Here is a 23898-nt window from a genome sequence, read left to right as displayed (position 1 = left end):
ATCAGTCAAATTTGATGTCTTTCACGTAGAGTTGCAAACTGCTTTTGTCCCGGAAGAAATTCTCCCGCATTTCGGCCACGATATCGAAGCGCATTTTGCCCCGCAGCATGTTGACAGTGGTCAGATCGGGATCTTTGGCTCGGTCGGCCATCCCAAATCCGAGGCAAACAGGAGTCGTCACTTGTCCGTCTTGGATGATTTTAAAGCGAAGGTGCTTGTCTTTGAGCACCGTGACTTCGTCGGCGTAGACGTTATTTATCCGAAATACCGGCTCGGTGTTTCCCGGTCCAAACGGAGCCATTTGCTTTAGGATATTGTAAAACTTGTAATTGATCTGATCTAAAAGCAGAATGTCATCTATCTCAATGACCGGCTTGAGATGCGTTTCTTCAATACGACTCCGTACGACCTGTTCAAATTTTGCTTGAAAAGCAGGTACATTTTCCACGCTAAGGGTAAGTCCTGCGGCATATTTATGCCCACCAAACTGATCCAACAGCTCTGAACACTCGGCGATAGCCTCATAAATGTCAAAATCTACCACAGACCTTGCACTTCCTGTAGCTTTATTATTTGACTCGGTAAGGATGATGGTGGGTCTGTAGTATTTTTCTATGCATCGGCTAGCTACGATTCCGATCACTCCTTTGTGCCAGTCTTCTTTGAAAAGTACCGTGGAGTTCCATTGGGCTTCTTCTTCACGGATCGCTAGCATTTCGAAAGCCTCTTTGGTGATATTTTCATCGAAATTTCTCCGGGTAGAATTGACCTCATCTACCAATTTGGCGCGCTCGATGGCATCATCCAGATTAGGTGCAATCAGGAGCTCCACGGATGCCTGAGCGTGTTCGAGTCTGCCGGAGGCGTTGATGCGTGGACCGATTTTGAAGACGATGTCCGAAATCTGGATTTCCTTCTCCACCTTGGACTGCAGGATCAATGCCTTTAATCCCGGACCGGGAGTATTATTGATTCGATCTAATCCGTAATAGGCAAGGATCCTGTTTTCTCCGGTAATAGGCACGATATCCGCTGCGATACTTACCACGAGCAGGTCGAGGTAAGGGTAGAGGCTGGATTCTTCAATTCCGTGGGTTTTAGCGTAGGCTTGAATAAGCTTAAAGCCTACCCCGCAGCCACTGAGTTCTTTGTACGGATACATGCAATCCTCCCTTTTGGCATCCAACACCGCTACTGCCTCGGGCAGTTGATCGCCGGGTGTATGGTGATCGCAGATGATAAAATCTACTCCCAACTCTTTGGCAAGCTTGACCTTATCGATGGCTTTGATCCCACAGTCCAGTGCAATGACCAGAGAAAAGCCATTTTCTGCGGCGAAGCGGACTCCCCGCTCAGAGATTCCATAGCCTTCCTTATAGCGATCGGGAATGTAAAAATCTACCTGAGGATAGAAGCCCTTCAAAAAGCTGTACATGAGTGCCACCGCAGTCGTACCATCCACGTCATAATCCCCATAGACCAAAATCTTCTCTTGATTTTTCACTGCCTTTTCGATCCGGTTGACCGCGGCATCCATATCCTTCATCAAAAATGGGTCATGCAACTGGCTCAAACTGGGACGGAAATAATCCTTGGCCTGATCAAAACTTTCTACACCACGGTTGATCAGCATATTGGCCAAGGTAGGATTCACATTGATTTCCTTACCCAGCTTTTCTATGGCTGCTTGTGAGGTTTTAGGTTTTTGTTTCCAGACGTACTCCATGAGTTAAAATTACAAAAGTAAGTGGGAAGCCTACTTCCCTGTTTTTGATTTGAGTGATAGCCTTTAAGCGTACATGTAAGGTAAAAAGTTCTGAATTCTAGGTAGCTCTTTTCTTTTTTTCCTGACGGTAATAAAACCAAAACAGTGCAGGAAATAGTAAAGCCTTCAGTTTCCAGTCATTTTTTTGTTTGAAGGTCAAGCCTTTGTCAGCATTTACCTCCTTGTACATTTTGGAGGCAACAACCAAATGCCCCAAAATAGCCAAAAGCAATACTAAATAGATAATAAGCTCTTTCATCTTATTCCTTTTGTAAAATCAAAGCTGCCCAATTGTCCTTTTCCGAAGATTTGATCAGATTCAAACCCAATGGTTTTGCAGCATTCACCAAGTCATCGATGTCCTGCGTATAGAAACCGCTCAGTAAAAGATGCCCTTGGGAAGGCAACAATCCTGCATAAATCGCCATCTCATCGAGCAAGACATTTTTATTGATATTGGCCAAGATGATCTCAAAGGGTCCCTGTGGATTTACCTGTCTGATGGTTCCCAATCCCATCCGGGTATGGAGGCCATTCAGATCGAAGTTTTCATTGCCATTGTCCACACACCAATCATCAATGTCAAAGGCCTCGACCTCCCGAGCTCCCAGCAAATGGGCCATAATAGCCAAGATTCCTGTGCCTGAACCAACGTCCAGTACTCTTCTGCCCTGATGATCCAATTCACCCTGATGACGGAGCATTTGGAAAGTGGTAGCATGATGACCTGTGCCAAAAGACATCTTTGGATTGATCACAATCTCATGCTTGAAGTTTGGCTGCGGTTCGTGAAAAGATGCCCTGACATACACCAAATCATCTACGGCAATGGGGTCGTAGTTTTTTTCCCATTCTTCGTTCCAGTTCACTTTGGGCATTTTTCCCTCAGTAAGTGAAATTTCCGCAGCTTCTCTGTAGGATTCGATGAGTTGACCAAAGGCTTCACGGTCAAAGTCTGACTCCGGCGCATAGGCATCGATGCCGGTTTCGGTTTCCAAAAAAGAATCAAAGCCAATCTCCGCCAACTCGGCGATGAGAATCTCTCTGAATTCTTCCAGACACGTGATTTTAAACTCAAGGTAATCCATAGCAAGTGAAAATAGATGGGTAGAAAATAGTCAGGCTTGTGGGATCACAAGCCTGATGGGAAACTAGTCTGTGAGATCACAGATCCTTGATTAGAATGATTTGGCGATGTCCAAGAAATCTCTGGACTTCAGCGACGCTCCACCGATCAATCCTCCATCCACATCGGGTTTGGAGAAAAGCTCTTTGGCGTTACCTGGATTTGCACTGCCGCCGTAAAGGATTGAGGTCGCTTCCGCGATTTCTTTTCCATACTTGGAGGCAATGTGGCGACGAAGTGCCAGGTGCATTTCCTGCGCCTGATCTGCAGTGGCTGTCTTGCCCGTACCGATAGCCCAGATAGGTTCGTAAGCAATGACCACCTTGGAGAAATCTTCAGGTGAAAGGTCAAACAAGCTTGCTGTCAACTGAAATTTCACATTGGATTCATGGGTTCCTGCAGTACGGATTTCCAGAGATTCTCCGCAGCAGAAGATTGGTATCAAGCCATGGGCAATAGCTTGCTTTACTTTAGCTGCAAGCAGTTCATTACTTTCTTTGAAATATTCTCTACGCTCTGAATGACCAAGGATCACATAGTTTACTCCAAAAGAAGCGAGGATTTTTGCAGATACTTCACCTGTGAAGGCTCCAGCTTCTTTGTCTGAGCAGTTTTGAGCGCCTAGACATACACCGGGAGTATCTCCGATCAGCTTTTTGACAGGATGAATATGGGGAAAAGGAGGATTGAGCACCAAAATGACATCTTTGATGGCCTCATCTTTATACATATTGACGATCTCAGAAGTGAGTTTTTGACCTTCATCAAAGGTCAGGTTCATCTTCCAGTTTCCGGCTACGATTTTCTTTCTCATGAGAGGGGTTGAAATTTTTTAGGTTTGAAAAAACTTGAGCAGAAGGTATTTTGGCTCAAAATTACCAAAAATGTCCACTTGGGGAAAAAATAACCCGGATCAGTCACCAAAAAAGAATTGGACTCAGGAAGAAGCCAAGGGAAAACTGGAAACCTACTGTGCCTATCAGGAGCGATGTGCTTGGGAAGTGAGGCGGAAGCTTTACGAAAAAGGAATCCAGGGTAAACCCGCAGATGACCTCATTGAAGAAATGTTCCGAGATGGATTTTTGAATGAGGAGCGATTCGCAAAGTCTTTTGCAAGGGGTAAGTTTAGACTGAAAAAGTGGGGAAGAGCCAGAATCATCCGGGAATTAAAACTTCGTGAATTCAGCCCAAGCCATATTAAAACCGGACTTTCAGAAATTGACCCCGAGGAATACTACGATACGCTGTTGACCCAAGCGGAAAAGAAATGGGAAAAAACCAAGGAAAAGGATCCCTATAAAAAACGCTATTTGGTACTTCAGTATTTGGTCAGTAAGGGATTTGAGCAAGATCTAATCAAAGAAGCCTTGGAAAGCATTCAGTCCCAAGAATAGCCAACCTAGGGTTTGCCAATCTTAGGACTGAATAGTTTTAACCTGTAATAGATTTTACCAGCTACCCCCTGCGCCACCTCCGCCAAAGGAGCCTCCTCCGAAGCCGCCAAAGCCTCCACCACCGCCAAAGGAACCTCTTCCCGAAGAGAAGTCTCCAAATTTACCTCCACCGGAGCCTTTGAGCATATTGGCTAGCATGATGGTGGTCCAGATATCTATTCCTCCGCCTCGACCGCCCATGTGATTGTCGTTGTCTTTCCTGTTTTTGATCAGGGGCAAAATCACAAACAGGAATATGAAGAGCAGCAGCAAGAAAATCGCTCCACCGGAGTTGCCGTCAGAGGTGACTTCCTCGGCTTTGTATTCACCCGAAGCCAACTTGATAATCATATCCGTAGCTTGGTCCAATCCCTGGTAGTACGCCTCCATCTTGAAATTGGGAAGGATCAGATTGGTCACGATTCGTTTTGCCAAGGCATCAGGGACTGCTCCTTCAAGGCCATATCCTGTTGCTATGAAAACTTTGCGGTCTTCCATAGCCGCCAAAATCAGGATTCCATTGTCATTAGCTTTACCTCCAATACCCCATTTTTCTGCAAGTTGGATAGAGTAATCTGCTATATCATATTGCCCTACTGATCTCATAATCACAATGGCGATCTGGGTAGAAGTACTGTCGTTGTAAGCGACCAGCTTCTGCTCCAGCTGGGCAGCCTCTTCTGCACTGAGAGTTCCTGTAAAATCATTCACCAATCGGGGAGGATTGGGTACAGGCGGAAAGTCTTGTGCCGTCACATGTGACAAGCTCAAGAAAAACAGCGTGAGGAGAAGAAGTGAATTTTTAGCCAAATGATACGTCATCCGAAAGTTCGTTTTTGTCGCCTTGCGCATCATAGGGGAAGTGTGCCCCCAACTGATCACCGGCGTGATGGATGCCTTCAATAAGGCCTTCTGTAAATTTTCCCTGACGAAAAAGATCTGCCATCAGATCCTTGGTCTTTACCCAAAAATCAGCTGGTACGACAGCATTGATTCCGGCATCACCCAAGATAGCAAACTTGTGGTCTGCCACAGCTAGGTAGATAAGCACGCCATTGCGGTCTTTGGTTTGGTACATCTTGAGCGTCTCAAACACCTCTGCCGCCCGGTCGAGTACGTCTCCCTTACAGTGATTTTCGATATGCACTTGGATTTCCCCGGAAGTAAGCGTCTCAGCCTTTTGAATGGCTGAGACGATTTGTGCTTTCTGCTCGGGAGAAAATAACTTTTCTGCCATGGGTCGTATTAGAATTGGACAGTTGGAGCTGCTTCAGCGCCTGCTGCTGCTTCGAAATACCCCTTAGTCTCGAAGTTGTACCAACCCGCAAAGATGTTGTTAGGGAATGTTCTCAGATTGGAGTTATACGCCTGAACTGACTCATTGAAGTTTCTTCTGGCCACAGAAATTCTATTTTCCGTTCCTTCCAGCTGAGCCTGAAGTTCCAGGAAATTTTGGTTGGCTTTCAGATCAGGGTATTTTTCAATAGTGACAAGCAATCTGCTCAATGCACCGGAAAGCTGATCCTGAGCCTGTTGAAACTGAGCAAGTTTTTCAGGAGTCAAGTTGCTGGCGTCGATTTGCACAGAGGTTGCTTTGGATCTGGCCTCAACCACACCTGTGAGGGTTTCCTGCTCAAATTCGGCATAACCTTTTACCGTATTTACCAAGTTAGGAATCAAGTCAGCCCGTCGCTGGTATTGAGTCTGTACTTCAGCCCACTGACCATTGATGGTTTCTTCTGTTTGAACAAATTGATTGTAAGTCCCAACAGCTTTGGTATAGATGAAGATACCTACTACTGCAATGATGAGGATGGGAATCAAGAGTTTTTTCATAGTTGGATGTTTGTTTTAAAAACGAGAACATACACGGAAGATCTCGCCTGAGTGTTGTCTCCAAGGCCAAAGTTATCCAAATTATCTTTCGTAAATCGAAAGATTAAATCTGCTTTTTGAGAAAGATGCTCACCTTGTAGTCACTGTAATTTTCCAGATCATTATTGATATACCGGCGCATTTCGAGTTGAATTTCTTTTCCCTCTTCAGATCTGAATAATTTAAAAAGCTCGGTCATTTCCCATAGAAACATGGGAATTTTATTGATGGAAAGGATCTCGTCAAAAGGTAAAATGCCTGATTTATAGGCAGGGGATCCTGCCCTCACTTCTCCAATGTAGTAGCGGTTTTCATCATTCGGCACTTTTTTGACCACCATCCCGCTCATGTCAAATTCGAAGGGATTGTAAAAAGTAGATCCTTTTCTGATGTAAAAAGTATTGGAAGGATAATCCAATATCATCCGGGTGCGACCTAAAACTTCCGAACCCAAGCTACCTTTCCTGCCCGTAGCTTTAATTACTGAACTGTAAGAATTTTCCTCCGGATAAGAAGTAAGAACCTCCCTCATAGTAAGTCCTTTGATCTTTAGCGCATTAACTCTCCCAATAAAGCCGTACAGGACTCCTCCTAAAGACTGACCTAGCTCAGATTCTATAAAGTTAAGCGGCATGGTAATCTCATCCGAAGTCTCCCGATTGAGAAGTAGCCCGTGATTGGCTCCGGTATCTATCAATAGTTTGGCGTCCAGCTTGGGACCAGTCATCTGCTTTATCTTGGCATCGATATAGGCTTTACCGTCTTCTACCGTCATGTTCATTTTCCGATAAAACGGCGGCCTCCATTTGAGAGATCCAGGTTTATAAAATTCGATCATGCCCTCATCGTAATTGACTTTGATGGGATTGTATTTGAAAAACTCATAGCCAATAATTCCATACACAGGCACTCCAATCACCGATTCGAGCTCGAAGAAATCCTCCTCTAAGGCTAGCAAACTCTGCATTTCACCTTTGACCCCACCCAGATCTATGGTATTGACGGGAGATACCTGCCCCCAAATGCTGGTAGCACCATCTGCCCCGACGATGTTGATTCTTCTGGTGTAATTCAAGCCTAAAGCGTCACCCAATTTTTTACTGAATAGGATATTGGATTTGACTCCGGTGTCTATCAAAAAATTAAGTTTATAATTTCCGTTGATGGATACGGGAAGGATGATGAGACTATTGGATGAGTAAAAAGGAATCTTGACTTTTCTATGATCCCCCTCTATAAAAAACCCGGGTACTTGGGCTTTTGCCATAAAAGCCAACACAAAAAACCAAAAAGTCAGGGTCCTCCTAAGGATCATTGGGCGGGGTGTTTTCTCTTTTTAAGTTAAGCAGTTTTGTTGAGCTACTTAGCCTTAAACACCAAAGACCCTTAAAATTGTTGCAGACAATTTGCTTTCTCTTTAATTAGATTGATATCAAATTAAGCAAGGTGAAGGATACCGGGTTGTCAAAAAATCCAGAATAAATCATCTTTATTTTTCAATCCATTAAAAAAATGGCGGATACAGCCCTGATAGAAAAAGCAAAAAAAATCTTTGAGAACTTCCTGATCAAGCAAGGAAACCGCAAAACCCCGGAGCGTTTTTCGGTCATTGATGAGCTTTATCTCCTGCCAGAAGATGAGCATATCGACGTAGAAGGCCTTTTTCTCAAAATGAGAAACAAAGGCTACACCATCAGCAGGGCTACGATTTACAATACCTTGGATCTCTTGGTAGAAAGTGGCTTGGCGGTCAAGCACCAGTTCAAAGATAAGGTCGCACTCTACGAGCAGGCACTTACTTACAAGCATCATGACCACCATGTATGCAATCAGTGCCGAAAAATCAGGGAATTTTCCGATCCAAAAATCAATGAGATCAAAGAAGCCATGGGGCGGGAATTTCAATCAGGCATTACAAGCCACTCTTTGGTACTCTATGGAGATTGTAAAATCGAAAACTGCGAAAATCTCAACGCTGTCCCTGCTTTTTGAAAATCTTCCTATAGATGGGCTTTCGGTACCAAAACTGTAGCCACAGCACCGGATAAAGCAATGGCGTCATCCAAGCAAAAGGCCCTTCAAAATCTATTTCATCTCGGATTACCGCGCCTTTTCCTCTGGAAATGATCCGGTGCTTGTGCTTCCATTTTCCCAGAAAAAAAGGAAGCCGCGTGCCTTCATCGACGAAGAAAAACTCTTTTTCTGATGTCTGATCCGCAGTGATGAGACTCACCCATTTTTGTTTGAAAAAAATAAAATTCAGTTCCAATGCGACCTCATCTCCGGTATTGCAACCATCAAATCGGATCACATTGACCGGTGGAAACGGTGGTGCGAGTTTTTTAAACAAGGTCTCGGTAAAACCTGCTTTCACCTCCAAATAGCCCTGTTCGACAGGAGTTTCAATCGTGATATTCATCAAAAGCTGAGGACAAAGAGAAGAAATAAAATCAACCAAATCGCATCCATGAAGTGCCAATACACGGTGAAAAGACGAATTCTCATCTTTTCATAAGGATTAGTAACCAATATCAATTTTCGGATTCCATCTTCTTGGGTTCTACGCAACTGAACCAACAAGATCAAGGCGAAAACCATAGCTCCCAAGAGGTGGAAAATGTGAATTCCGGATAATAAATAAAGAAACGAACCACTCGGAATTCCTGTGAAATTGATTCCCATGTCTGTGAGTTCCTTCCATCCTGCAAACTGGAGAATGGTAAATGCCACACCCAAAACAAAAGTGTTGCGAAGGGAGGATTCCAGCTTGGGAATGTTTTCCTCCTGATAGTGGAGCCTCATTTTGGTAGCGGTGTATCCTGAAAGGACCAACATGAATGTAGAAATCAAAAACGCGATGGGCATTCGGTGATTGAGACCTTCGAGCTGATTCAAGCCCGAATAAAGAAATGCGACAACTAAAAAAAGGAAAATCAATCCACTACTTACCATAGCTAGGTAGAGCAGCGTTTCGTAAGGATGGAAGTTTTCCAGCTTTTGAAACCAGGTCTGTTGGGTATTCTGACGATTCATCGTCTCCAAAACATTTTGTAAGCTGCTTGGTTCAAAAAATGCCAAATCAAGAAGGCTAGCCCTCAAAAAGCGCAAAAAAACCTAGATTTGCAGCCTAATTTCCCCAAACCCCAATCCTCTTGGACAGGCAGTCTTTTCTTTCCATCTACCAATCTGATCCGATTTTTCAGACGCTATCCCATCGGCTGAGTTCGGACAAAAACTTCCAACTTCAGATCAAAGGTCTTTCGGGCAGTTTGGACATGGTGCTGTTTTCCGCATTTTTTGAGCAAAAAGGTGGATTTCATGTGATCATAGCACAAGACAAAGAAGAAGCAGCCTACCTCAATTCGGATCTCCAAAACCTGCTGGCAAAGGAAGATCACCTGATTTTTCCGGGTAGCTTCAAGAGACCTTATCAATACGATGAAGTAGACAATGCCAATGTCCTCCTTCGGGCAGAAATGCTCAATCAAATCCTGGAAACAAAAGGGAAACCCAGAATCGTCATCACCTACCCGGAAGCACTTTATGAAAAAGTGATCAACAAACGGTCGCTGGTCGAAAACACGTTTTCTGCCAGAGTGGGCGAATCAGTAGACATGGAATTTGTAGCAGAGGTACTTGCTTCCTATGATTTTGAGCGGACAGATTTTGTCTACGAACCGGGTCAATTTGCCATTCGTGGGGGGATTTTGGATGTATTTTCTTTTTCTAATGAGCATCCGTACCGACTGGAGCTTTTTGGAAAAGAGATCGAAAGCATCCGAACCTTTGATCCTGAGACGCAGCTATCCATTGCCAGCGTGGAAGTTATTTCCCTCATTCCCAATGTACAGACCAAGCTGCTTCAGGAAGTAAGGCAATCCTTTTTGAGCTTTCTTCCTGAAAATGCCACCCTTTGGATCAAAGATTATCAGCTGACTCTGGACGTGATGGATGAGTGTTTTCACAAGGCGGAGCAAGCCTTTGCACAAATCGTCGCCCAGACTAAAACCGATAAGCTCGTTCTCAAGCCGGAGCATCTTTTTGATCAAGGAAAGGATTTTTCCAATGCCATCAAACCCTTTTCAATTGTGGAGTTTGGCCGGCAGTTTTACTTGAAAGCCGAAGAGAAATTCGTGTGGGAAAGCCAGCCTCAGCCATCGTTCAATAAGAATTTTGACCTCTTAGTCAATAACCTTGCAGAGAATGAGAAGCAGGGATTTGTCAATCTGATCACGGCGGAAAACGAGAAGCAAATCGACCGTCTATTGGGAATATTCCGGGAACTTGATCCGACGCTTCAGGTACAAAGTATGCTCTTGGGGCTGAGAGAAGGATTTGTTGACAGACAGTCCAAACTCGTTTGTTACACCGACCACCAGTTGTTTGAGCGATTTCATCGCTATAAAACTCGCGCTAAGGCAAGCAAATCCAAAGCCCTAACCCTCAAAGAACTCAAAGCCCTGCATCCCGGTGACTACATCGTCCATGTGGATTATGGCGTGGGGCGTTTCGCAGGCTTGGAAAAAGTCGATGTCGGCGGCAAGATGCAAGAAGCTGTGCGACTGATTTTCCGGGATGACGACCTGCTGTACGTCAATATCCATTCCCTGCACAAAATCTCCAAGTATTCGGGTCAGGAAGGTCAAGTTCCTTCCATGTCCAAACTTGGCTCACCGGAATGGGAGAATAAAAAATCACGAGTAAAAAAGCAGGTCAAAGACATCGCCAAAGACCTAATCCAACTGTACGCCAAACGAAGATCTGCACACGGATTTGCATTTTCTAGGGATTCAGTTTTACAGGTGGAATTGGAATCTTCATTTATCTATGAAGACACCCCAGATCAGGCTTCGGCAACCGCGGATGTCAAGTCGGATATGGAAAAAACCTATCCTATGGATCGTCTGGTGTGTGGGGATGTGGGTTTTGGAAAAACAGAAGTAGCCATCCGGGCTGCCTTCAAAGCAGTAAATGATCGCAAGCAGGTTGCCGTGCTTGTGCCAACGACCATCCTGGCCATGCAGCATTTTCAGACGTTTAAGGAGCGATTGGAAAACTTCCCCGTCAAGGTGGATTACATCAACCGATTCCGCTCAGCCAAGGATATCAAATCGATCAAAGAACAGGTCAAATCCGGTGAAATAGACATTTTAGTAGGCACACATAAGATTGTCAACAAAGACATCGAGTTCAAAGATTTGGGACTTTTGATCATTGATGAGGAGCAAAAGTTTGGGGTGAAAGTCAAAGACCAACTCAAAAATCTCCGAGTCAATGTGGATGTGTTGACACTTACCGCAACGCCAATTCCAAGAACTCTACATTTTTCTCTGATGGGCGCAAGAGACCTCTCAGTTATCGCCACTCCTCCACCCAACAGACAGCCGGTCACTACAGAGGTGCAAACTTTCCAAGAAGCGGTCATCCGGGATGCCGTGGCCTATGAATTGAGACGAGGAGGGCAGGTTTTCTTTGTACATAACCGTGTCGGAGAAATAGATAGCATCGCCAATCTCATCATGAAACTGGTACCCGATGCCCGAGTGATCGGAGCACATGGCCAGATGGATGGAGAAAAGCTGGAAAAAATCATGGTCGGCTTTATCAATCATGAATACGACGTCCTCGTATCGACCAATATCATCGAATCAGGACTGGATATTCCTAATGCCAATACCATCATCATCAATCGTGCGCACATGTTTGGTCTTTCGGACCTGCACCAGATGAGAGGTCGAGTAGGACGAAGCAATAAAAAGGCCTTTTGTTACCTACTTACCAGTCCGATGTCAGGACTCACGCCTGAAGCGCGAAAAAGGCTTCAAACCTTGGAGGAATTCTCTGATTTGGGAGATGGGTTCAAAGTAGCAATGAAGGACTTGGACATTCGGGGAGCAGGTAATCTCCTTGGCGCGGAGCAAAGCGGATTTATCACCGACCTGGGTTTTGAGATGTATCACAAAATCCTGGATGAGGCTGTTCAGGAACTTAAAGAGAATGAATTTGCCGCTTTGTTTGAAACAGATCTGAAAGAAAAAGTCAAAGTTTTGGTTCAGGACTGTACCATTGAGACAGACTTGGAGCTACTTATTCCCGAGGAATATGTCAGCAATATCAGTGAACGATTGGGCCTATATTCCAAGCTGGATGGGCTGAAAACTGAAGAAGAACTCGAAAAATTTGGACAGATGCTATCCGACCGGTTTGGACCACTCCCCAATCCGGTAAAAGACCTGATGGAAACGGTTCATTTACGTTGGCAAGCAGAAAGTCTTGGAATAGAGAAGCTTGTACTTAAAGGAAAGCAAATGAAGTGTTACCTTTTGCCTGCCAATCGGGATGACTTCTATTCTTCGCCTGTTTTTGGCAAGATCATGAAGTTTGCACAAGTACATGCTAAGGTCTGTAAAATAAAAGAATACAAAAACCGTTTGATACTGACCATCGAGGGAGTTTCAACGATTCAAAAATCTCTAAAAGTACTTGAGGAGATGAAATCTTGAGGGTTTTAATAAAATTTAACTGGCATAAATATTGTACTTCAGCCAACCGATTTTGTAAAACCAAGCCATTTGATTGGCGTGAAGTGGATTTATCGAAAAAGGTTAAAATTATTACGTTGGATGAAGAGTCCAACGACCCTATATTAGCAACTGAAATAGACCAAAACATTTGAACCTATGCGTCTAAACAACAAATCTTGGGGAATATTTGCCACGGCAATGATGCTGGCTTCTGCCTCCTTTCTGTCTTCCTGTCAAAAATCTCCTGGATATGGTCGTAGAACGGCCAACGATCCCGGAAAGCGCAGTGCGACAACAGGTGCAGACTTTTCCTTTGACGAACAAGACACAACCCAATTTTTTGTGTCAAAAAATGCAGAGCAAATCCCCGGGCCAAACTTGAAATTTATCCAAGGTGGTCGTACCGTATTAGGCTCTCAAGAAGAGGATGTGATGGCATTTCGAGATAACTTAGAAAGAACAGTCTCCATCGCCTCCTTCTACATGGACGAAACAGAAATGACCAATAATGACTATCGGGAATTTCTTTTTGACATGAAAAAAAGAGTCAGCGCAGACTCTCTGAAAAAATTAGAACCTTCTGAAAATGTTTGGTCTGGAGCAATGTCTTTTAATGACCTCTATCAGTCCTATTATTTCAGATTCCCAGGTTTCAATTTCTATCCTGTAGCAGGTGTCTCTTGGAAGCAAGCTTCTGCTTATGCCAAATGGAGAACTGAATTTGTCCAAGAACTTATCCGAAAAGACAGAGGATTGGATTCAACCATGACCAAAACTCAATTGATCGAGCGTGGGGTGGTAATGGCTGATTTCCGTCTACCAAATGAGGCAGAGTGGGAATATGCTGCAAAAGCAATGATTGGAACCCAATATTTGGACGAAAATCAAGAATATGGCCGGATCTATCCTTGGGACGGAAGAGGCATCAGAAATCCTTACAACGTGAAAAGAAAAGGTAAGCAAGGTGACTTCTTGGCAAACTTTAAAAGAGGACGAGGTGACTACGCCGGTATCTCAGGTAACCAAAGAAATGACGGTGAAATCCTTCCTACCAACGTGTACGATATGGCTCCAAATGATTTTGGACTTTACCACATGGCAGGTAACATGAATGAATGGGTGTATGACGTGTATCGCCCGCTCACCTTCCAAGATGCAGATGATCTCAATCCGCTGAGAAAAGACGGTGTCTATGACGAGGAGGAAAATTATGAGACTTCTTTGTTCACAGATGAAATGAGAGTGTACAAAGGCGGTTCTTGGAAAGATGTGGCCTACTGGTTAGCCCCAGGTACAAGAAGATTTATGCACCAAGATTCGGCCACCAACAATATCGGCTTCAGATGTGCGATGATCTCTATCGGAAATAAAGGCAAATAAGGTTTTATTAAATCTACTCAAACCCAGCTTTTCAGCTGGGTTTTTTTTGTTTTAGCGTTTTGGTTTGACCACTGAAGGATTTTTGGCTTTAGGATTTGTATCAATTCTCCTACCTTCCAATAGAATTAACCCAAATCATTTATGATCTACAAGACCTTCTTCAAAGGATTGGTTTTGGTGGCCTTGGCTTTTGCGCAGCCAATTTTTGCACAGACCACCTACCAGACACCTCCCAAATCAATTGCTGATTTATTTACTGCGCCAGCTACACCTTCGGTGACCTTCAATAAAGATGGTTCGATGATGATGATTCTGGATAGAACAGAGGCCCCATCGATAGAGGACTTAGCCCAGCCTGAGCTAAGAATCGGTGGTATTCGTATCAATCCTGCCATTTCCGGTCCAAGCCGGGCAGGAGGATTTACCAACATCAAAATCAAAAAGACCCGATCCGGAGAAGAAATCCAAATCAAGGGACTTCCATCGAATCCCAAAATGAATGGCTTTTCACTTTCACTGGATGAAAAGTACTTGGCATTTACCCAAACAGAAAGCAATGGCATTAGCCTTTGGGTAGTAGATATGACTACCTATGAGGCGAAAAAACTGACTGAACCTATCCTCAATCAGGTTTTCGGAAATTCAGTCGCCTGGCTTCCTGATAATAGCATCATCATCAAGGCAGTCAATCCATCGCGTGGAGCTATGCCGAAAGCTCCTTTGGCCCCAGCGGGACCAGTCATTCAAGAGACTTCAGGCAATGCAGCCCCAAGCCGAACCTACCAAGATCTCCTGGCCAACCCGTATGATGAGACACTTTTTGCTTACTTCATGGATTCCCAATTGATGAAAGTGAGCTTAGACGGGAGTAAATCACCCATTGGCAAACCAGCCATGATCAAATCTATGGATATCAGTCCGGACGGAAATTATTTATTGATTGAATCCATTCAGAAGCCATTCTCTTACTTGGTGCCCGCTGACCGATTTCCGTACTCCGTAGAAATTTGGACCACTTCAGGAGAGATTGTAAAAACACTGGCACAGATTCCCTTGGATGAAGTTCGTCCGACAGGTTTTGATGCCACTGTGACCGGACCAAGAGGAATAAGTTGGAGAGCAGATCAGGCGGCCACCTTGTACTGGGCAGAAGCTCAGGACAAAGGTGATCCCAAAGTAAAAGTAGTTGAGCGGGATATCGTGTACACGCTTTCGGCACCCTTTACCGGAGACAAGAAGAAACTAGTTGGAACAACCCTTCGATTTGGAGGAATTAACTGGTCAGATGATTCCTTTGCGATCCTGAATGAACGTTGGTTTGCAAGCAGAGTGGAAAAGCGATCGGTAATCAATCCATCCAATCCTGCACAAGCTCCGAAAGTCATCATCGAACGATCTTCCGATGACTTGTACAATGACCCAGGAAACCCTCTTTTCACAAGAAACGCTTTTGGAAGGAATGTTTTGATGAGAAAGGGTGAGTTGGTCTTTATGACTTCCGAAGGTGCCGGACCGGAGGGAAGTATGCCTTTTCTTTCAACCTTTAATACATCTACCAAGGAACAGAAAATCCTTTGGAGATCTCAGGCACCTTATTACGAAAGAGTGTCAAAAGTATTGGCTGCTGATGCCACCGAGTTCATTACCATCAAAGAAGGCACCGACCTTCAGCCTAACTATTGGTTGATTAATACCAAAAAGCGAATTGCCCCAATCCAATTGACCTCTTTTGCCCATCCGTATGAGTCGATCAAGGGAATCAAAAAGCAATTGGTAACCTATAAGCGAAAAGACGGACTCAATCTCTCGGCTGTGGTCTACACTCCTGAGGGGTACGATCCTGCCAAGGACGGAAGGCTACCTGTGCTGATGTGGGCCTATCCTCGAGAATACAAATCAGCTGCTGATGCCGCACAGGTTCGCGGGTCAAAATATACCTTTACCAGACTGAGTTGGGGCTCACCGATCTATTGGGTGACGCGAGGCTATGCCATCATGGATCAAACTGAAATGCCAATAGTAGGGGAAGGCGATCAGGAACCAAACGACTTCTTCATTGAGCAGCTGGTGGCCAATGCCGAGGCAGCCATCGATCATATTGTGGAATTGGGAGTTGGAGACAGAAATAGAATCGCCGTGGGAGGCCATTCCTATGGAGCATTTATGACTGCCAATTTGCTTTCACATACCAACATCTTCGCAGCAGGAATTGCTCGAAGCGGTGCTTACAACCGTACCTTGACTCCATTTGGATTCCAGTACGAGCAACGTACGTATTGGGAGGCTCCGGAGGTTTATTTCAACATGTCTCCGTTCTCTTTTGCAGACAAAGTAAAGACTCCAATCCTTCTGATCCACGGTGAGGCCGACAATAACTCAGGTACTTTCCCGATCCAATCCGAGCGTTATTACAATGCATTGAAAGGTCACGGGGCAACTACCCGATTGGTCTTCCTCCCTCACGAAAGCCATGGCTACGCTGCTAAAGAATCTGTCCTGCACACCCTGTGGGAAATGGATACTTGGTTGGAAAAATATGTGAAGAATAGAAAGTAATGGAGGTATTAAAAACCCCATAACTGATCGGCCCTGCCAGATTTTCAACAACTGGCAGGGCTTTTTTTATAGTATTTATTGGTTTTGATTAACTGGAGAAGACACCAAATTCCCTGACTACCTCCAAGGTCTTTTCCCTTTCTTCTATCATTCCCATGTGGCCTACACCTTGGAGTTCGATGTAGTGTGAAAAGGCATCTTGTTGCGCTCGACTCGCTTCTATTTTCACTGCCCCGTCTTCAGTTCCTGCGATCAGGAGTTTGGGTCCAGCAAAATTTTTCAGGATTTCCAGTCGATCTTTTCTGTCTCGCATCGCTCCCGCATAGGCAATCAGACCGTCCAAAGAGGAGCGCTTGGCATCTTCGATTGCTGATTCTATTTCTGCAGCTAGTTCTTCTCTTCTTTTTTCGGGAAAAAGCGGAGGTACAAAGGAAGTAACGAATTTTTCAACCCCATTTTTCTTCAAAAAAGTAATGGTTCGATTTCGCATTTCTTTTTTGTCTTCATCATCGGGAAACGCAGTAGAGTGAAACAATCCGACAGCTTTGATTCGACTGCCCATTAGCTCTAGCAGGGCTAACGTCACATAGCCTCCCAAGGAATGACCAATGACAATCGGATCAGCAATGTGATTTTCCTCCATCCATTCTTCCAACCGCACCGCAACTTCTTCCAAAGTGATCTGATCTCCAGAAATCGGTGAATTTCCAAATCCGGGAAGGTCAGGGCAAATCACACGAAAATTATCTGATAGCTCTTCTGCAAAGTAATTCCACATATTTCCGCTTTCGCAGAACCCATGAATAAGCACTAAAGGCTGACCGCTGCCTTTTTCAAAAAAATGAATCATACGAAGATTGAATTTAAGAAACGTGAACGTGCTCAGCGAGGCTTCTGACTGTGGCAGCAATTCCTTCCGGATCAAAACCGCACTCTCGGTGCAACTCGATCTGCTCACCATGCTCGATGATGTCATCAGGAATCCCCAAACGTTTAACCTGAGCTTGATAGCCATGATCCATCATCCATTCCAGAACCGCAGACCCAAATCCTCCCATCAGACATCCGTCCTCTACAGTGACTATTTTCTTGAATTTAGAAAATACCTCATGCAGCAAGTCGCTATCCAACGGCTTCACAAAACGCATGTCGTAGTGTGCAGGATTCAAGCCTTCCTTGACAAGAGATGCACAAGCTTCCATGGCGTAATTGCCCATGTGTCCAAGGGTAAGGATAGCAATGTCTTCACCTTCGCGAATGATACGACCTTGTCCTACTGGAATTTCTCTTAGAGGAGTCTTCCATTGGGGCATTACACCATTTCCTCTTGGGTATCTAATTGAAAACGGTCCACCGTAGGTAGAACCGGTAAACATCATATTTCGAAGCTCTTCCTCATTCATTGGTGATGCGACTACCAGATTTGGCACACAGCGGAAATAGGCAATGTCATATGCTCCATGGTGAGTAGGCCCATCTGCACCGGCAAAACCAGCACGGTCAAGACAAAATACCACCGGTAAGTTTTGGAGACAGACGTCATGAATCACCTGATCATAGGCCCGCTGCATGAACGAGGAATAAATGTTACAGAATGGAACCAGTCCCTGGGTTGCCATGCCGGCAGAGAAAGTCACCGCATGTTGCTCAGCGATACCCACATCAAAAGCCCGATCCGGCATCGCTTTCATCATGATATTCATGGATGATCCGGAAGGCATCGCTGGCGTGACTCCCATGATGCGGGAATCTTTTTCAGCTAATTCGACTAAGGTGTGACCAAAAACATCTTGGTATTTGGGTGCTTGAGGGGTAGTTGGCACTTTCTTGAAAATCTCACCGGTAACCTTGTCAAAGGTACCCGGAGCATGCCAAGTGGTTTTATTTCCGCTTTCTGCCGGGCCATAGCCTTTTCCTTTGACCGTGACACAGTGAAGGATTTTTGGTCCGGGGATATCTCTCATATCCTTGAGAATTTCCACTAAGTGATCCACATCGTGCCCATCTACAGGACCGAAATATCGGAGATTGAGCGACTCAAAAAGATTGCTTTGCTTAAGCACGGCTGACTTAACGGCACCTTCTACTTTGGAAATGATCTCCTGTGCACTGCTGCCAAACTTGCTCAGCTTGCCCAAAATGTTCCACACCTCATCTTTTACCTTATTGTAAGTGTGGGAAGTCGTGATATCTGTCAAATAGTCTTTCAGAGCCCCTACATTGGGGTCGATAGACATGCAATTGTCATTTAAGATGATCAGCAAGTTAGTTCCGCTGACGCCGGCATGATTCATCGCTTCAAAAGCCATCCCACCGGTCATCGATCCATCTCCGATTACGGCTACATGTTGGATATCGGTACCCTTGTATTTGGAAGCCATAGCCATGCCCAAAGCTGCTGAAATCGAAGTGCTCGAGTGACCTACACCAAAAGTGTCGTATTCACTTTCTTTTCGCTTTGGAAATCCTGACAACCCACCATACACTCGATTGGTATGGAATCTTTCTCTTCTCCCGGTCAGGATTTTGTGACCATAAGCCTGATGACCCACATCCCAAACCAACTGATCTTGAGGGGTATTGAGAACGTAATGAAGAGCCACAGTAAGCTCCACCACTCCCAAACTTGCCCCAAAATGGCCACCATACACAGACACATTATCCACGATAAAATGGCGCAACTCTTCACAGATTTGGACCAACTTCTCTTTAGGAAATTTCTTTAAATCTTCTGGAGTCTGTATTTGGGCTAGTAATGGACCAGGTGTGATCTGCATTTTCGATGTGGTTGGTGTCAAAGAAGGATAACTTCAAGTTGGAAAGTTTGTTTGCCATGCAAGCTAAATGCCTGAAATGTCGTCAAGATCCAATATTTCGTTTCCCTCCAATTAATTTACCTTAATTGAATATCTTTGGCTACGAGGTGGCAAAATTAACCCATTAAATTAAATATCCGGTGAGTTTCGAGATCAAATTACCCTTGTTCGAAGGACCATTCGACCTGATGCTCTTCTTCATCGAGCGGGATGAACTGGATATTTATGACATTCCGATCTCCAAGATTACCAATGACTTCCTGGATTATATCCATCAATTGGAAAAAATGGAAATCGAAGTTGCAAGTGAGTTTATACTTTTTGCAGCTACCCTGATGAAGATCAAATCACGGATGCTTTTACCTCGGCCTGAAATCAACGAGCATGGAGAAGAAGTTGATCCCAGGGAAGAACTGGTCAGAAATCTTCTGGAATACAAGAAATACAAATCTGTGGTAGAAGAACTCGCTCAGCTGGAGTCCGATCGGATGTCTAAAGAAAAAAGAGGTAATCTGGCAAAAGAACTTCAGGAATTGAGCAAGCTGGAAGATGTGGAGGCTGAGTTGCAGCATGTGGATTTGTACAAGCTCTTGAAAGTATTCCAGAAATGCATGGCGAGAATGGCCTCCAGATCAGAGGAAACCAAACATACTGTCATTCAGTATCCCTACACGATCGAACAGCAAAAAGACTTTGTTCTGGAAAAGATAAGTTTCAAACAACAAGTCCCATTTACTGAGTTTATCTCGTACAAACCAGATAAAATCTTTGTGATTTATACTTTCTTGGCTATCCTCGAACTCCTCCAACTTTCTCAAGTGACCATCATTATCGGAGAAGGATATAATAATTTTTGGGTGGAAAAAATCGAGCCTGTAGCAGTCTAAGTATGAAATTGGACAATAAAAAGATCCTTCAAACTCTCAACCCAAACAAAATCTGGGTTCCGGTCTTTATCGGATTGGCTATCGTTTTCGCCATGTTTTACATGGATCCAAACCTGACCTCAGCTAATCTGAAGGTCGTAGTAGATGCATCTCCTATTTTCATCTCGCTTGCTATATTGGTCATTTTTTTCAGAGACTTTGGTTATGTCTTTCGAATCAGAGAAATCACAGATCGTAAGCTGACTTGGACCAGAGCGATTTACGTAATTATCCTTTGGGAATTTGCATCGGCAGTGACTCCTTCTGTGGTGGGTGGTACTGCAGTGGCCATGTTCATTTTAAATAAGGAAGGCATCAAAATGGGCCGAGCAATTGCCTATGTGATGGTTACGGCTATTTTGGACAACCTTTTCTTTGTCATTGGAGCTCCGATTATTCTCTATTTTGCTCAAGGCAATATTTTCCCGGATAGTAAACTATTGGAATCTCAGTTGGGCAATAGTCTACAAGCCATTTTCTGGATCAGCTATTCGCTCTATGCTTCGTACAGCTTGGTCATGGCGGCTGCTTTATTTTACCGTCCTCGGGTATTCAAGTGGATTTTAATCAAAATCTTTTCCATCAAATTTCTTAGAAAATGGAAGCATGATGCACAGGAATACGGCAATCAAATTATCGAAGCCTCAAAGCAACTTTCAGGGAAAAGCTATACGTATTGGCTGCCGATTATTGGGGCAACCATTTTTATTTGGTCATCTCGATACCTGATGCTTAATGCATTGATTTGGGCTTTTGTGCCGATGGATGTATTTGACCACGTCATCGTATTTGCCAGACAGGTGATCATGTGGATCGTGATGATGATCTCACCGACACCGGGAAGTAGTGGCACCGCTGAATTTTTCTATGGTCAGTTTTTCGCCGAGTTTTTGGGGAAATACACTTTCGTGACGAGTATCGTGTGGAGATTACTTTCCTATTATCCATACCTGATTCTAGGAGCGATTTTCCTTCCTAGATGGATCCGGCAGGTTTTTTTCAAAAAGAAACACGCAGAAGACTAAATGCTCACTTCACTTTCCATCGCTCAACTCGAAGAAATCACCGGGGGAAAAGCCCAAGGAACTCGAAGAGATCAGCTGATTTCTCAAATCAGCATTGATTCGAGACAGATTCTGCATGCCGAGCAAACCCTCTTTGTGGCGCTGAGAGGAGCAAAAGCTGACGGTGCCGATTTTATCCCTGAGCTGATCGAAGAAGGTATTCGGGTATTTCTGGTACATGAAGATTGGAAGGTTAATGAAAATTGGGTGGATTGTGCCACCTTCATCTACACCAAGGATACCCGGCAAGCTTTACAGCACATTGCTGCTTTTCAAAGATCCAATTTCTCCAAACCCATCGTAGGAATCACCGGCAGCAATGGCAAAACCATTATCAAAGAATGGCTGGGCCAAGTGCTCAGTCAACGATTTGCGGTGGCCAAAAGCCCGAAAAGCTACAATTCGCAGGTAGGGGTACCGCTCTCTATTTTTGGTATCCAACCTTACCATCAAGTGGCGATTTTGGAGGCAGGCGTCTCCAAATCCGGAGACATGGAGACCCTGTCCCAAATGATTTTACCTGATTTGGGAATTTTCACCAACATCGGGTCAGCGCATGAGGAAGGTTTTTCTGGATTACAACAAAAAATCCAAGAAAAACTGAAGCTATTCAGCGCATCAAAACTTCTGATCTATTGCAAAGATCATCAGCACCTTACTAAAGAAATTGAATCACAAATCTCTTCTGAAAAACTGATCTCTTGGTCCAAAAAACCAGGAGCAGATTTCAGTGTCTCCTGGAAAACGCTGGAAGGAAAAACCCGGATCGCCTTAATGAAAAGCGACCTGAACACCATGACCTTTCAGGTTCCATTTATGGATCAGGCATCCTTGGAAAATGTCACCCATGTGATCATCGCAGCGCTGACCTTGGGAGAGGATATACTGGCAATTCAGGAAGGTCTGAACCACTTGAAGCCGGTGGATATGCGCCTGACCCTAAAGCCGGGTCTAAATGATTCGCTTCTCATTGACGACACCTACAACAATGACTTGGCGGGGCTAAAAGTAGCCTTGGAATTCATGAGCCAGCAGCGGCCCAAGCGGTCCAAGATCTTGATCATCTCAGACTTGCTACAGCAGGGCTTGCCCGAAAAGATTTACTCAGAAGTAGGTGAATTAATTCAGTCTTATGGCCTGGACCAGATCATTGGAGTAGGTTTAGAGGTGAAACGCTTGGAAAACCTTTTCCCCGAAAAATCAAAAACCTATGCCTCCACGGAGCAATTTTTGCAAAATGTGGATCCCGAAAGTTTCCAAAATGACCTGCTGCTGATCACAGGAGCGCGCTCATTTGCTTTCGAAAAAATCGTGAATCGCCTGCAACAACGAATTCATGGCACCACCCTGGAGATCAATTTAAATGCACTCACCCATAACTTCAACTTTTACAAAAAGCAAATCAAACCCGGAACTAAGCTAATGGTCATGGTCAAGGCTTTTGCCTACGGCGGAGGAGCGGCCGAGATCGCCAACCACATCCAAACCATGGGGGCAGACTACCTAGCAGTGGCTTTTTCAGATGAAGGGGTTGCTTTAAGAAAGCAGGGAATTCGCCTTCCCATCATGGTGCTTAATCCTGTTGAGGAATCTTTCGATTTGCTTAGGGAGTTCGACCTTGAACCCGTGGTATTCAGCCCTGAGTTTCTCAAAAAACTTGGACTCTATGCCCGACATCATCAGATCCAACTTTCGATTCACCTCGATTTGGACACAGGAATGCACCGTTTAGGCTTTGAGCAAAAACACTTGCAAGATCTGAAAAAACTGATTTCTGAATTTCCAGAGTTGAACATCGCTAGCCTTTACACGCATCTGGTGGGAGCGGATGAAGAAGTTCACCACGATTTTTCAATTCAGCAGTTGGATCAGTTTATGTCCATGAAGTCTGAAGTGGAGTCTATATTAGATTACAAACCACTGATTCATGCCCTAAACTCCGCAGGAATTATCCGCTATCCTGATTACCAAATGGACATGGTGCGTTTGGGTATTGGGCTTTATGGCGTGGAAGTAACAGGAAAACACGACGCTTCACTTAAGCCGGTAAGCACGCTAAAAACTACGATCTCACAGGTTAAAGAATTGCCGGCCGGTGCCACCGTAGGATATTCCAGAAAGGGAATCTTGCCTTTTGGAGGGAAAATCGCCACTCTGGCTATCGGCTATGCAGACGGATATGATCGTAGATTCTCCGGAGGAAATGGCTATGTGCTTATTCGAGGAAAAAAAGCCCCGGTGATCGGGAATGTCTGCATGGATATGGTCATGGTAGATGTCTCTGATTTTTCTGAGGTAAAAGCAGGTGATGAAGCCATCATTTATGGCGAGCAAATTTCACTCAAGGAGCTTGCAGACCAGATAGGGACGATCCCTTATGAACTTTTGACCAATATCAGCACCCGAGTCAAGCGGGTTTATTACCTCGATTGA

General features: G+C 44.5%; 20 protein-coding genes. 8 read left to right on the top strand and 12 right to left on the bottom strand.

Annotation, left to right across the window (positions count from 1 at the left end; genetic code table 11):
- Position 1: 1 nt before the first annotated feature.
- From recJ to tpiA, 4 genes are all read right to left on the bottom strand, one after another.
- Entirely contained in the window at positions 2–1726 is a 1725-nt protein-coding gene (gene recJ, locus ACFPIK_RS07735; protein ID WP_377913901.1) for a single-stranded-DNA-specific exonuclease RecJ, read from the bottom strand.
- Positions 1727–1823: 97 nt separating this feature from the next.
- The gene (locus ACFPIK_RS07730; protein WP_377913899.1) at positions 1824–2024 is read right to left on the bottom strand and encodes a hypothetical protein; all 201 of its coding nucleotides are present in this window, start codon (positions 2022–2024) and stop codon (positions 1824–1826) included.
- Between the two features lies 1 nt (position 2025).
- Positions 2026–2853: a 50S ribosomal protein L11 methyltransferase gene (gene prmA, locus ACFPIK_RS07725; RefSeq protein ID WP_377913897.1), complete on the bottom strand. Its 828-nt coding sequence runs from the start codon at positions 2851–2853 to the stop codon at positions 2026–2028.
- A 90-nt stretch (positions 2854–2943) separates the two neighbouring features.
- Positions 2944–3705, bottom strand: a complete 762-nt coding sequence (gene tpiA, locus ACFPIK_RS07720; RefSeq protein WP_377913895.1) for a triose-phosphate isomerase — start codon at positions 3703–3705, stop codon at positions 2944–2946.
- A 70-nt stretch (positions 3706–3775) separates the two neighbouring features.
- On the opposite strand from tpiA, the gene ACFPIK_RS07715 reads away from it, so the two are divergent.
- Positions 3776–4285, top strand: coding sequence for a regulatory protein RecX (locus tag ACFPIK_RS07715; RefSeq protein WP_377913893.1), 510 nt, complete (start codon positions 3776–3778; stop codon positions 4283–4285).
- 54 nt (positions 4286–4339) lie between these two features.
- On the opposite strand, the gene ACFPIK_RS07710 is transcribed toward ACFPIK_RS07715, so the two are convergent.
- From ACFPIK_RS07710 to ACFPIK_RS07695, 4 genes are all read right to left on the bottom strand, one after another.
- Positions 4340–5146: a TPM domain-containing protein gene (locus tag ACFPIK_RS07710; protein ID WP_377913891.1), complete on the bottom strand. Its 807-nt coding sequence runs from the start codon at positions 5144–5146 to the stop codon at positions 4340–4342.
- Positions 5127–5561, bottom strand: coding sequence for a TPM domain-containing protein (locus ACFPIK_RS07705; protein WP_377913889.1), 435 nt, complete (start codon positions 5559–5561; stop codon positions 5127–5129). Before ACFPIK_RS07705 ends, ACFPIK_RS07710 begins: the two co-directional genes overlap by 20 nt.
- An 8-nt stretch (positions 5562–5569) precedes the next feature.
- The gene (locus ACFPIK_RS07700) at positions 5570–6160 is read right to left on the bottom strand and encodes a LemA family protein (RefSeq protein WP_377913887.1); all 591 of its coding nucleotides are present in this window, start codon (positions 6158–6160) and stop codon (positions 5570–5572) included.
- Positions 6161–6263: 103 nt separating this feature from the next.
- Positions 6264–7514 (bottom strand): aspartyl protease family protein, encoded by a 1251-nt coding sequence (locus ACFPIK_RS07695; protein ID WP_377913885.1) that lies wholly within the window; start codon positions 7512–7514, stop codon positions 6264–6266.
- A 197-nt stretch (positions 7515–7711) separates the two neighbouring features.
- Between ACFPIK_RS07695 and ACFPIK_RS07690 the strand changes: the two genes are divergently transcribed.
- The gene (locus ACFPIK_RS07690; protein WP_377913883.1) at positions 7712–8191 is read left to right on the top strand and encodes a Fur family transcriptional regulator; all 480 of its coding nucleotides are present in this window, start codon (positions 7712–7714) and stop codon (positions 8189–8191) included.
- Here ACFPIK_RS07690 and ACFPIK_RS07685 read toward each other — a convergent pair.
- Together ACFPIK_RS07685 and ACFPIK_RS07680 are read right to left on the bottom strand one after the other, a co-directional pair.
- Positions 8169–8618 (bottom strand): SRPBCC family protein, encoded by a 450-nt coding sequence (locus ACFPIK_RS07685; RefSeq protein WP_377913881.1) that lies wholly within the window; start codon positions 8616–8618, stop codon positions 8169–8171. The genes ACFPIK_RS07690 and ACFPIK_RS07685 overlap by 23 nt on opposite strands.
- Positions 8618–9307 (bottom strand): cytochrome c oxidase subunit 3, encoded by a 690-nt coding sequence (locus tag ACFPIK_RS07680; RefSeq protein WP_377913879.1) that lies wholly within the window; start codon positions 9305–9307, stop codon positions 8618–8620. The genes ACFPIK_RS07685 and ACFPIK_RS07680 overlap by 1 nt, the downstream gene beginning before the upstream one ends.
- 44 nt (positions 9308–9351) lie before the next feature.
- Here ACFPIK_RS07680 and mfd point away from each other — a divergent pair, with 44 nt between their 5' ends.
- The 3 genes from mfd (at position 9352) to ACFPIK_RS07665 (ending at position 16659) form a co-directional block, all read left to right on the top strand.
- Positions 9352–12702, top strand: a complete 3351-nt coding sequence (mfd, locus tag ACFPIK_RS07675; protein ID WP_377913877.1) for a transcription-repair coupling factor — start codon at positions 9352–9354, stop codon at positions 12700–12702.
- A gap of 177 nt (positions 12703–12879) precedes the next feature.
- Positions 12880–14103: a gliding motility lipoprotein GldJ gene (gene gldJ, locus ACFPIK_RS07670; protein ID WP_377913875.1), complete on the top strand. Its 1224-nt coding sequence runs from the start codon at positions 12880–12882 to the stop codon at positions 14101–14103.
- 141 nt (positions 14104–14244) lie between these two features.
- Positions 14245–16659 carry a S9 family peptidase gene (locus tag ACFPIK_RS07665; RefSeq protein WP_377913873.1) on the top strand — a complete coding sequence of 805 codons (2415 nt, stop codon included), beginning with the start codon at positions 14245–14247 and terminating at the stop codon, positions 16657–16659.
- 88 nt (positions 16660–16747) lie between these two features.
- On the opposite strand, the gene ACFPIK_RS07660 is transcribed toward ACFPIK_RS07665, so the two are convergent.
- Both ACFPIK_RS07660 and dxs read right to left on the bottom strand, forming a co-directional pair.
- Complete coding sequence (locus ACFPIK_RS07660) at positions 16748–17509, bottom strand: alpha/beta fold hydrolase (protein ID WP_377913871.1); 762 nt, start codon at positions 17507–17509, stop codon at positions 16748–16750.
- Between the two features lie 13 nt (positions 17510–17522).
- Entirely contained in the window at positions 17523–19436 is a 1914-nt protein-coding gene (gene dxs, locus ACFPIK_RS07655; protein WP_377913869.1) for a 1-deoxy-D-xylulose-5-phosphate synthase, read from the bottom strand.
- Between the two features lie 179 nt (positions 19437–19615).
- On the opposite strand from dxs, the gene ACFPIK_RS07650 reads away from it, so the two are divergent.
- The 3 genes from ACFPIK_RS07650 to ACFPIK_RS07640 are packed head-to-tail and all read left to right on the top strand — an operon-like array spanning position 19616 to position 23898.
- Positions 19616–20362, top strand: a complete 747-nt coding sequence (locus tag ACFPIK_RS07650; RefSeq protein ID WP_377913867.1) for a segregation and condensation protein A — start codon at positions 19616–19618, stop codon at positions 20360–20362.
- Between the two features lie 2 nt (positions 20363–20364).
- Positions 20365–21426 carry a lysylphosphatidylglycerol synthase transmembrane domain-containing protein gene (locus ACFPIK_RS07645; RefSeq protein ID WP_377913865.1) on the top strand — a complete coding sequence of 354 codons (1062 nt, stop codon included), beginning with the start codon at positions 20365–20367 and terminating at the stop codon, positions 21424–21426.
- Positions 21427–23898, top strand: coding sequence for a bifunctional UDP-N-acetylmuramoyl-tripeptide:D-alanyl-D-alanine ligase/alanine racemase (locus tag ACFPIK_RS07640; RefSeq protein WP_377913863.1), 2472 nt, complete (start codon positions 21427–21429; stop codon positions 23896–23898).

Source organism: Algoriphagus aquatilis (genome assembly GCF_042657405.1).
Lineage (GTDB): Bacteria > Bacteroidota > Bacteroidia > Cytophagales > Cyclobacteriaceae > Algoriphagus > Algoriphagus aquatilis.
This window is presented reverse-complemented; position numbering and strand designations above follow the sequence as displayed.

Bases quoted from the DNA above. Each gene is read 5' to 3' on its own strand.
- recJ (WP_377913901.1), bottom strand. From the start codon at position 1,726: ATGGAGTACGTCTGGAAACAAAAACCTAAAACCTCACAAGCAGCCATA.
- ACFPIK_RS07730 (WP_377913899.1), bottom strand. From the start codon at position 2,024: ATGAAAGAGCTTATTATCTATTTAGTATTGCTTTTGGCTATTTTGGGG.
- prmA (WP_377913897.1), bottom strand. From the start codon at position 2,853: ATGGATTACCTTGAGTTTAAAATCACGTGTCTGGAAGAATTCAGAGAG.
- tpiA (WP_377913895.1), bottom strand. From the start codon at position 3,705: ATGAGAAAGAAAATCGTAGCCGGAAACTGGAAGATGAACCTGACCTTT.
- ACFPIK_RS07715 (WP_377913893.1), top strand. From the start codon at position 3,776: ATGTCCACTTGGGGAAAAAATAACCCGGATCAGTCACCAAAAAAGAAT.
- ACFPIK_RS07710 (WP_377913891.1), bottom strand. From the start codon at position 5,146: ATGACGTATCATTTGGCTAAAAATTCACTTCTTCTCCTCACGCTGTTT.
- ACFPIK_RS07705 (WP_377913889.1), bottom strand. From the start codon at position 5,561: ATGGCAGAAAAGTTATTTTCTCCCGAGCAGAAAGCACAAATCGTCTCA.
- ACFPIK_RS07700 (WP_377913887.1), bottom strand. From the start codon at position 6,160: ATGAAAAAACTCTTGATTCCCATCCTCATCATTGCAGTAGTAGGTATC.
- ACFPIK_RS07695 (WP_377913885.1), bottom strand. From the start codon at position 7,514: ATGATCCTTAGGAGGACCCTGACTTTTTGGTTTTTTGTGTTGGCTTTT.
- ACFPIK_RS07690 (WP_377913883.1), top strand. From the start codon at position 7,712: ATGGCGGATACAGCCCTGATAGAAAAAGCAAAAAAAATCTTTGAGAAC.
- ACFPIK_RS07685 (WP_377913881.1), bottom strand. From the start codon at position 8,618: ATGAATATCACGATTGAAACTCCTGTCGAACAGGGCTATTTGGAGGTG.
- gldJ (WP_377913875.1), top strand. From the start codon at position 12,880: ATGCGTCTAAACAACAAATCTTGGGGAATATTTGCCACGGCAATGATG.
- ACFPIK_RS07665 (WP_377913873.1), top strand. From the start codon at position 14,245: ATGATCTACAAGACCTTCTTCAAAGGATTGGTTTTGGTGGCCTTGGCT.
- ACFPIK_RS07660 (WP_377913871.1), bottom strand. From the start codon at position 17,509: ATGATTCATTTTTTTGAAAAAGGCAGCGGTCAGCCTTTAGTGCTTATT.
- dxs (WP_377913869.1), bottom strand. From the start codon at position 19,436: ATGCAGATCACACCTGGTCCATTACTAGCCCAAATACAGACTCCAGAA.
- ACFPIK_RS07645 (WP_377913865.1), top strand. From the start codon at position 20,365: ATGAAATTGGACAATAAAAAGATCCTTCAAACTCTCAACCCAAACAAA.
- ACFPIK_RS07640 (WP_377913863.1), top strand. From the start codon at position 21,427: ATGCTCACTTCACTTTCCATCGCTCAACTCGAAGAAATCACCGGGGGA.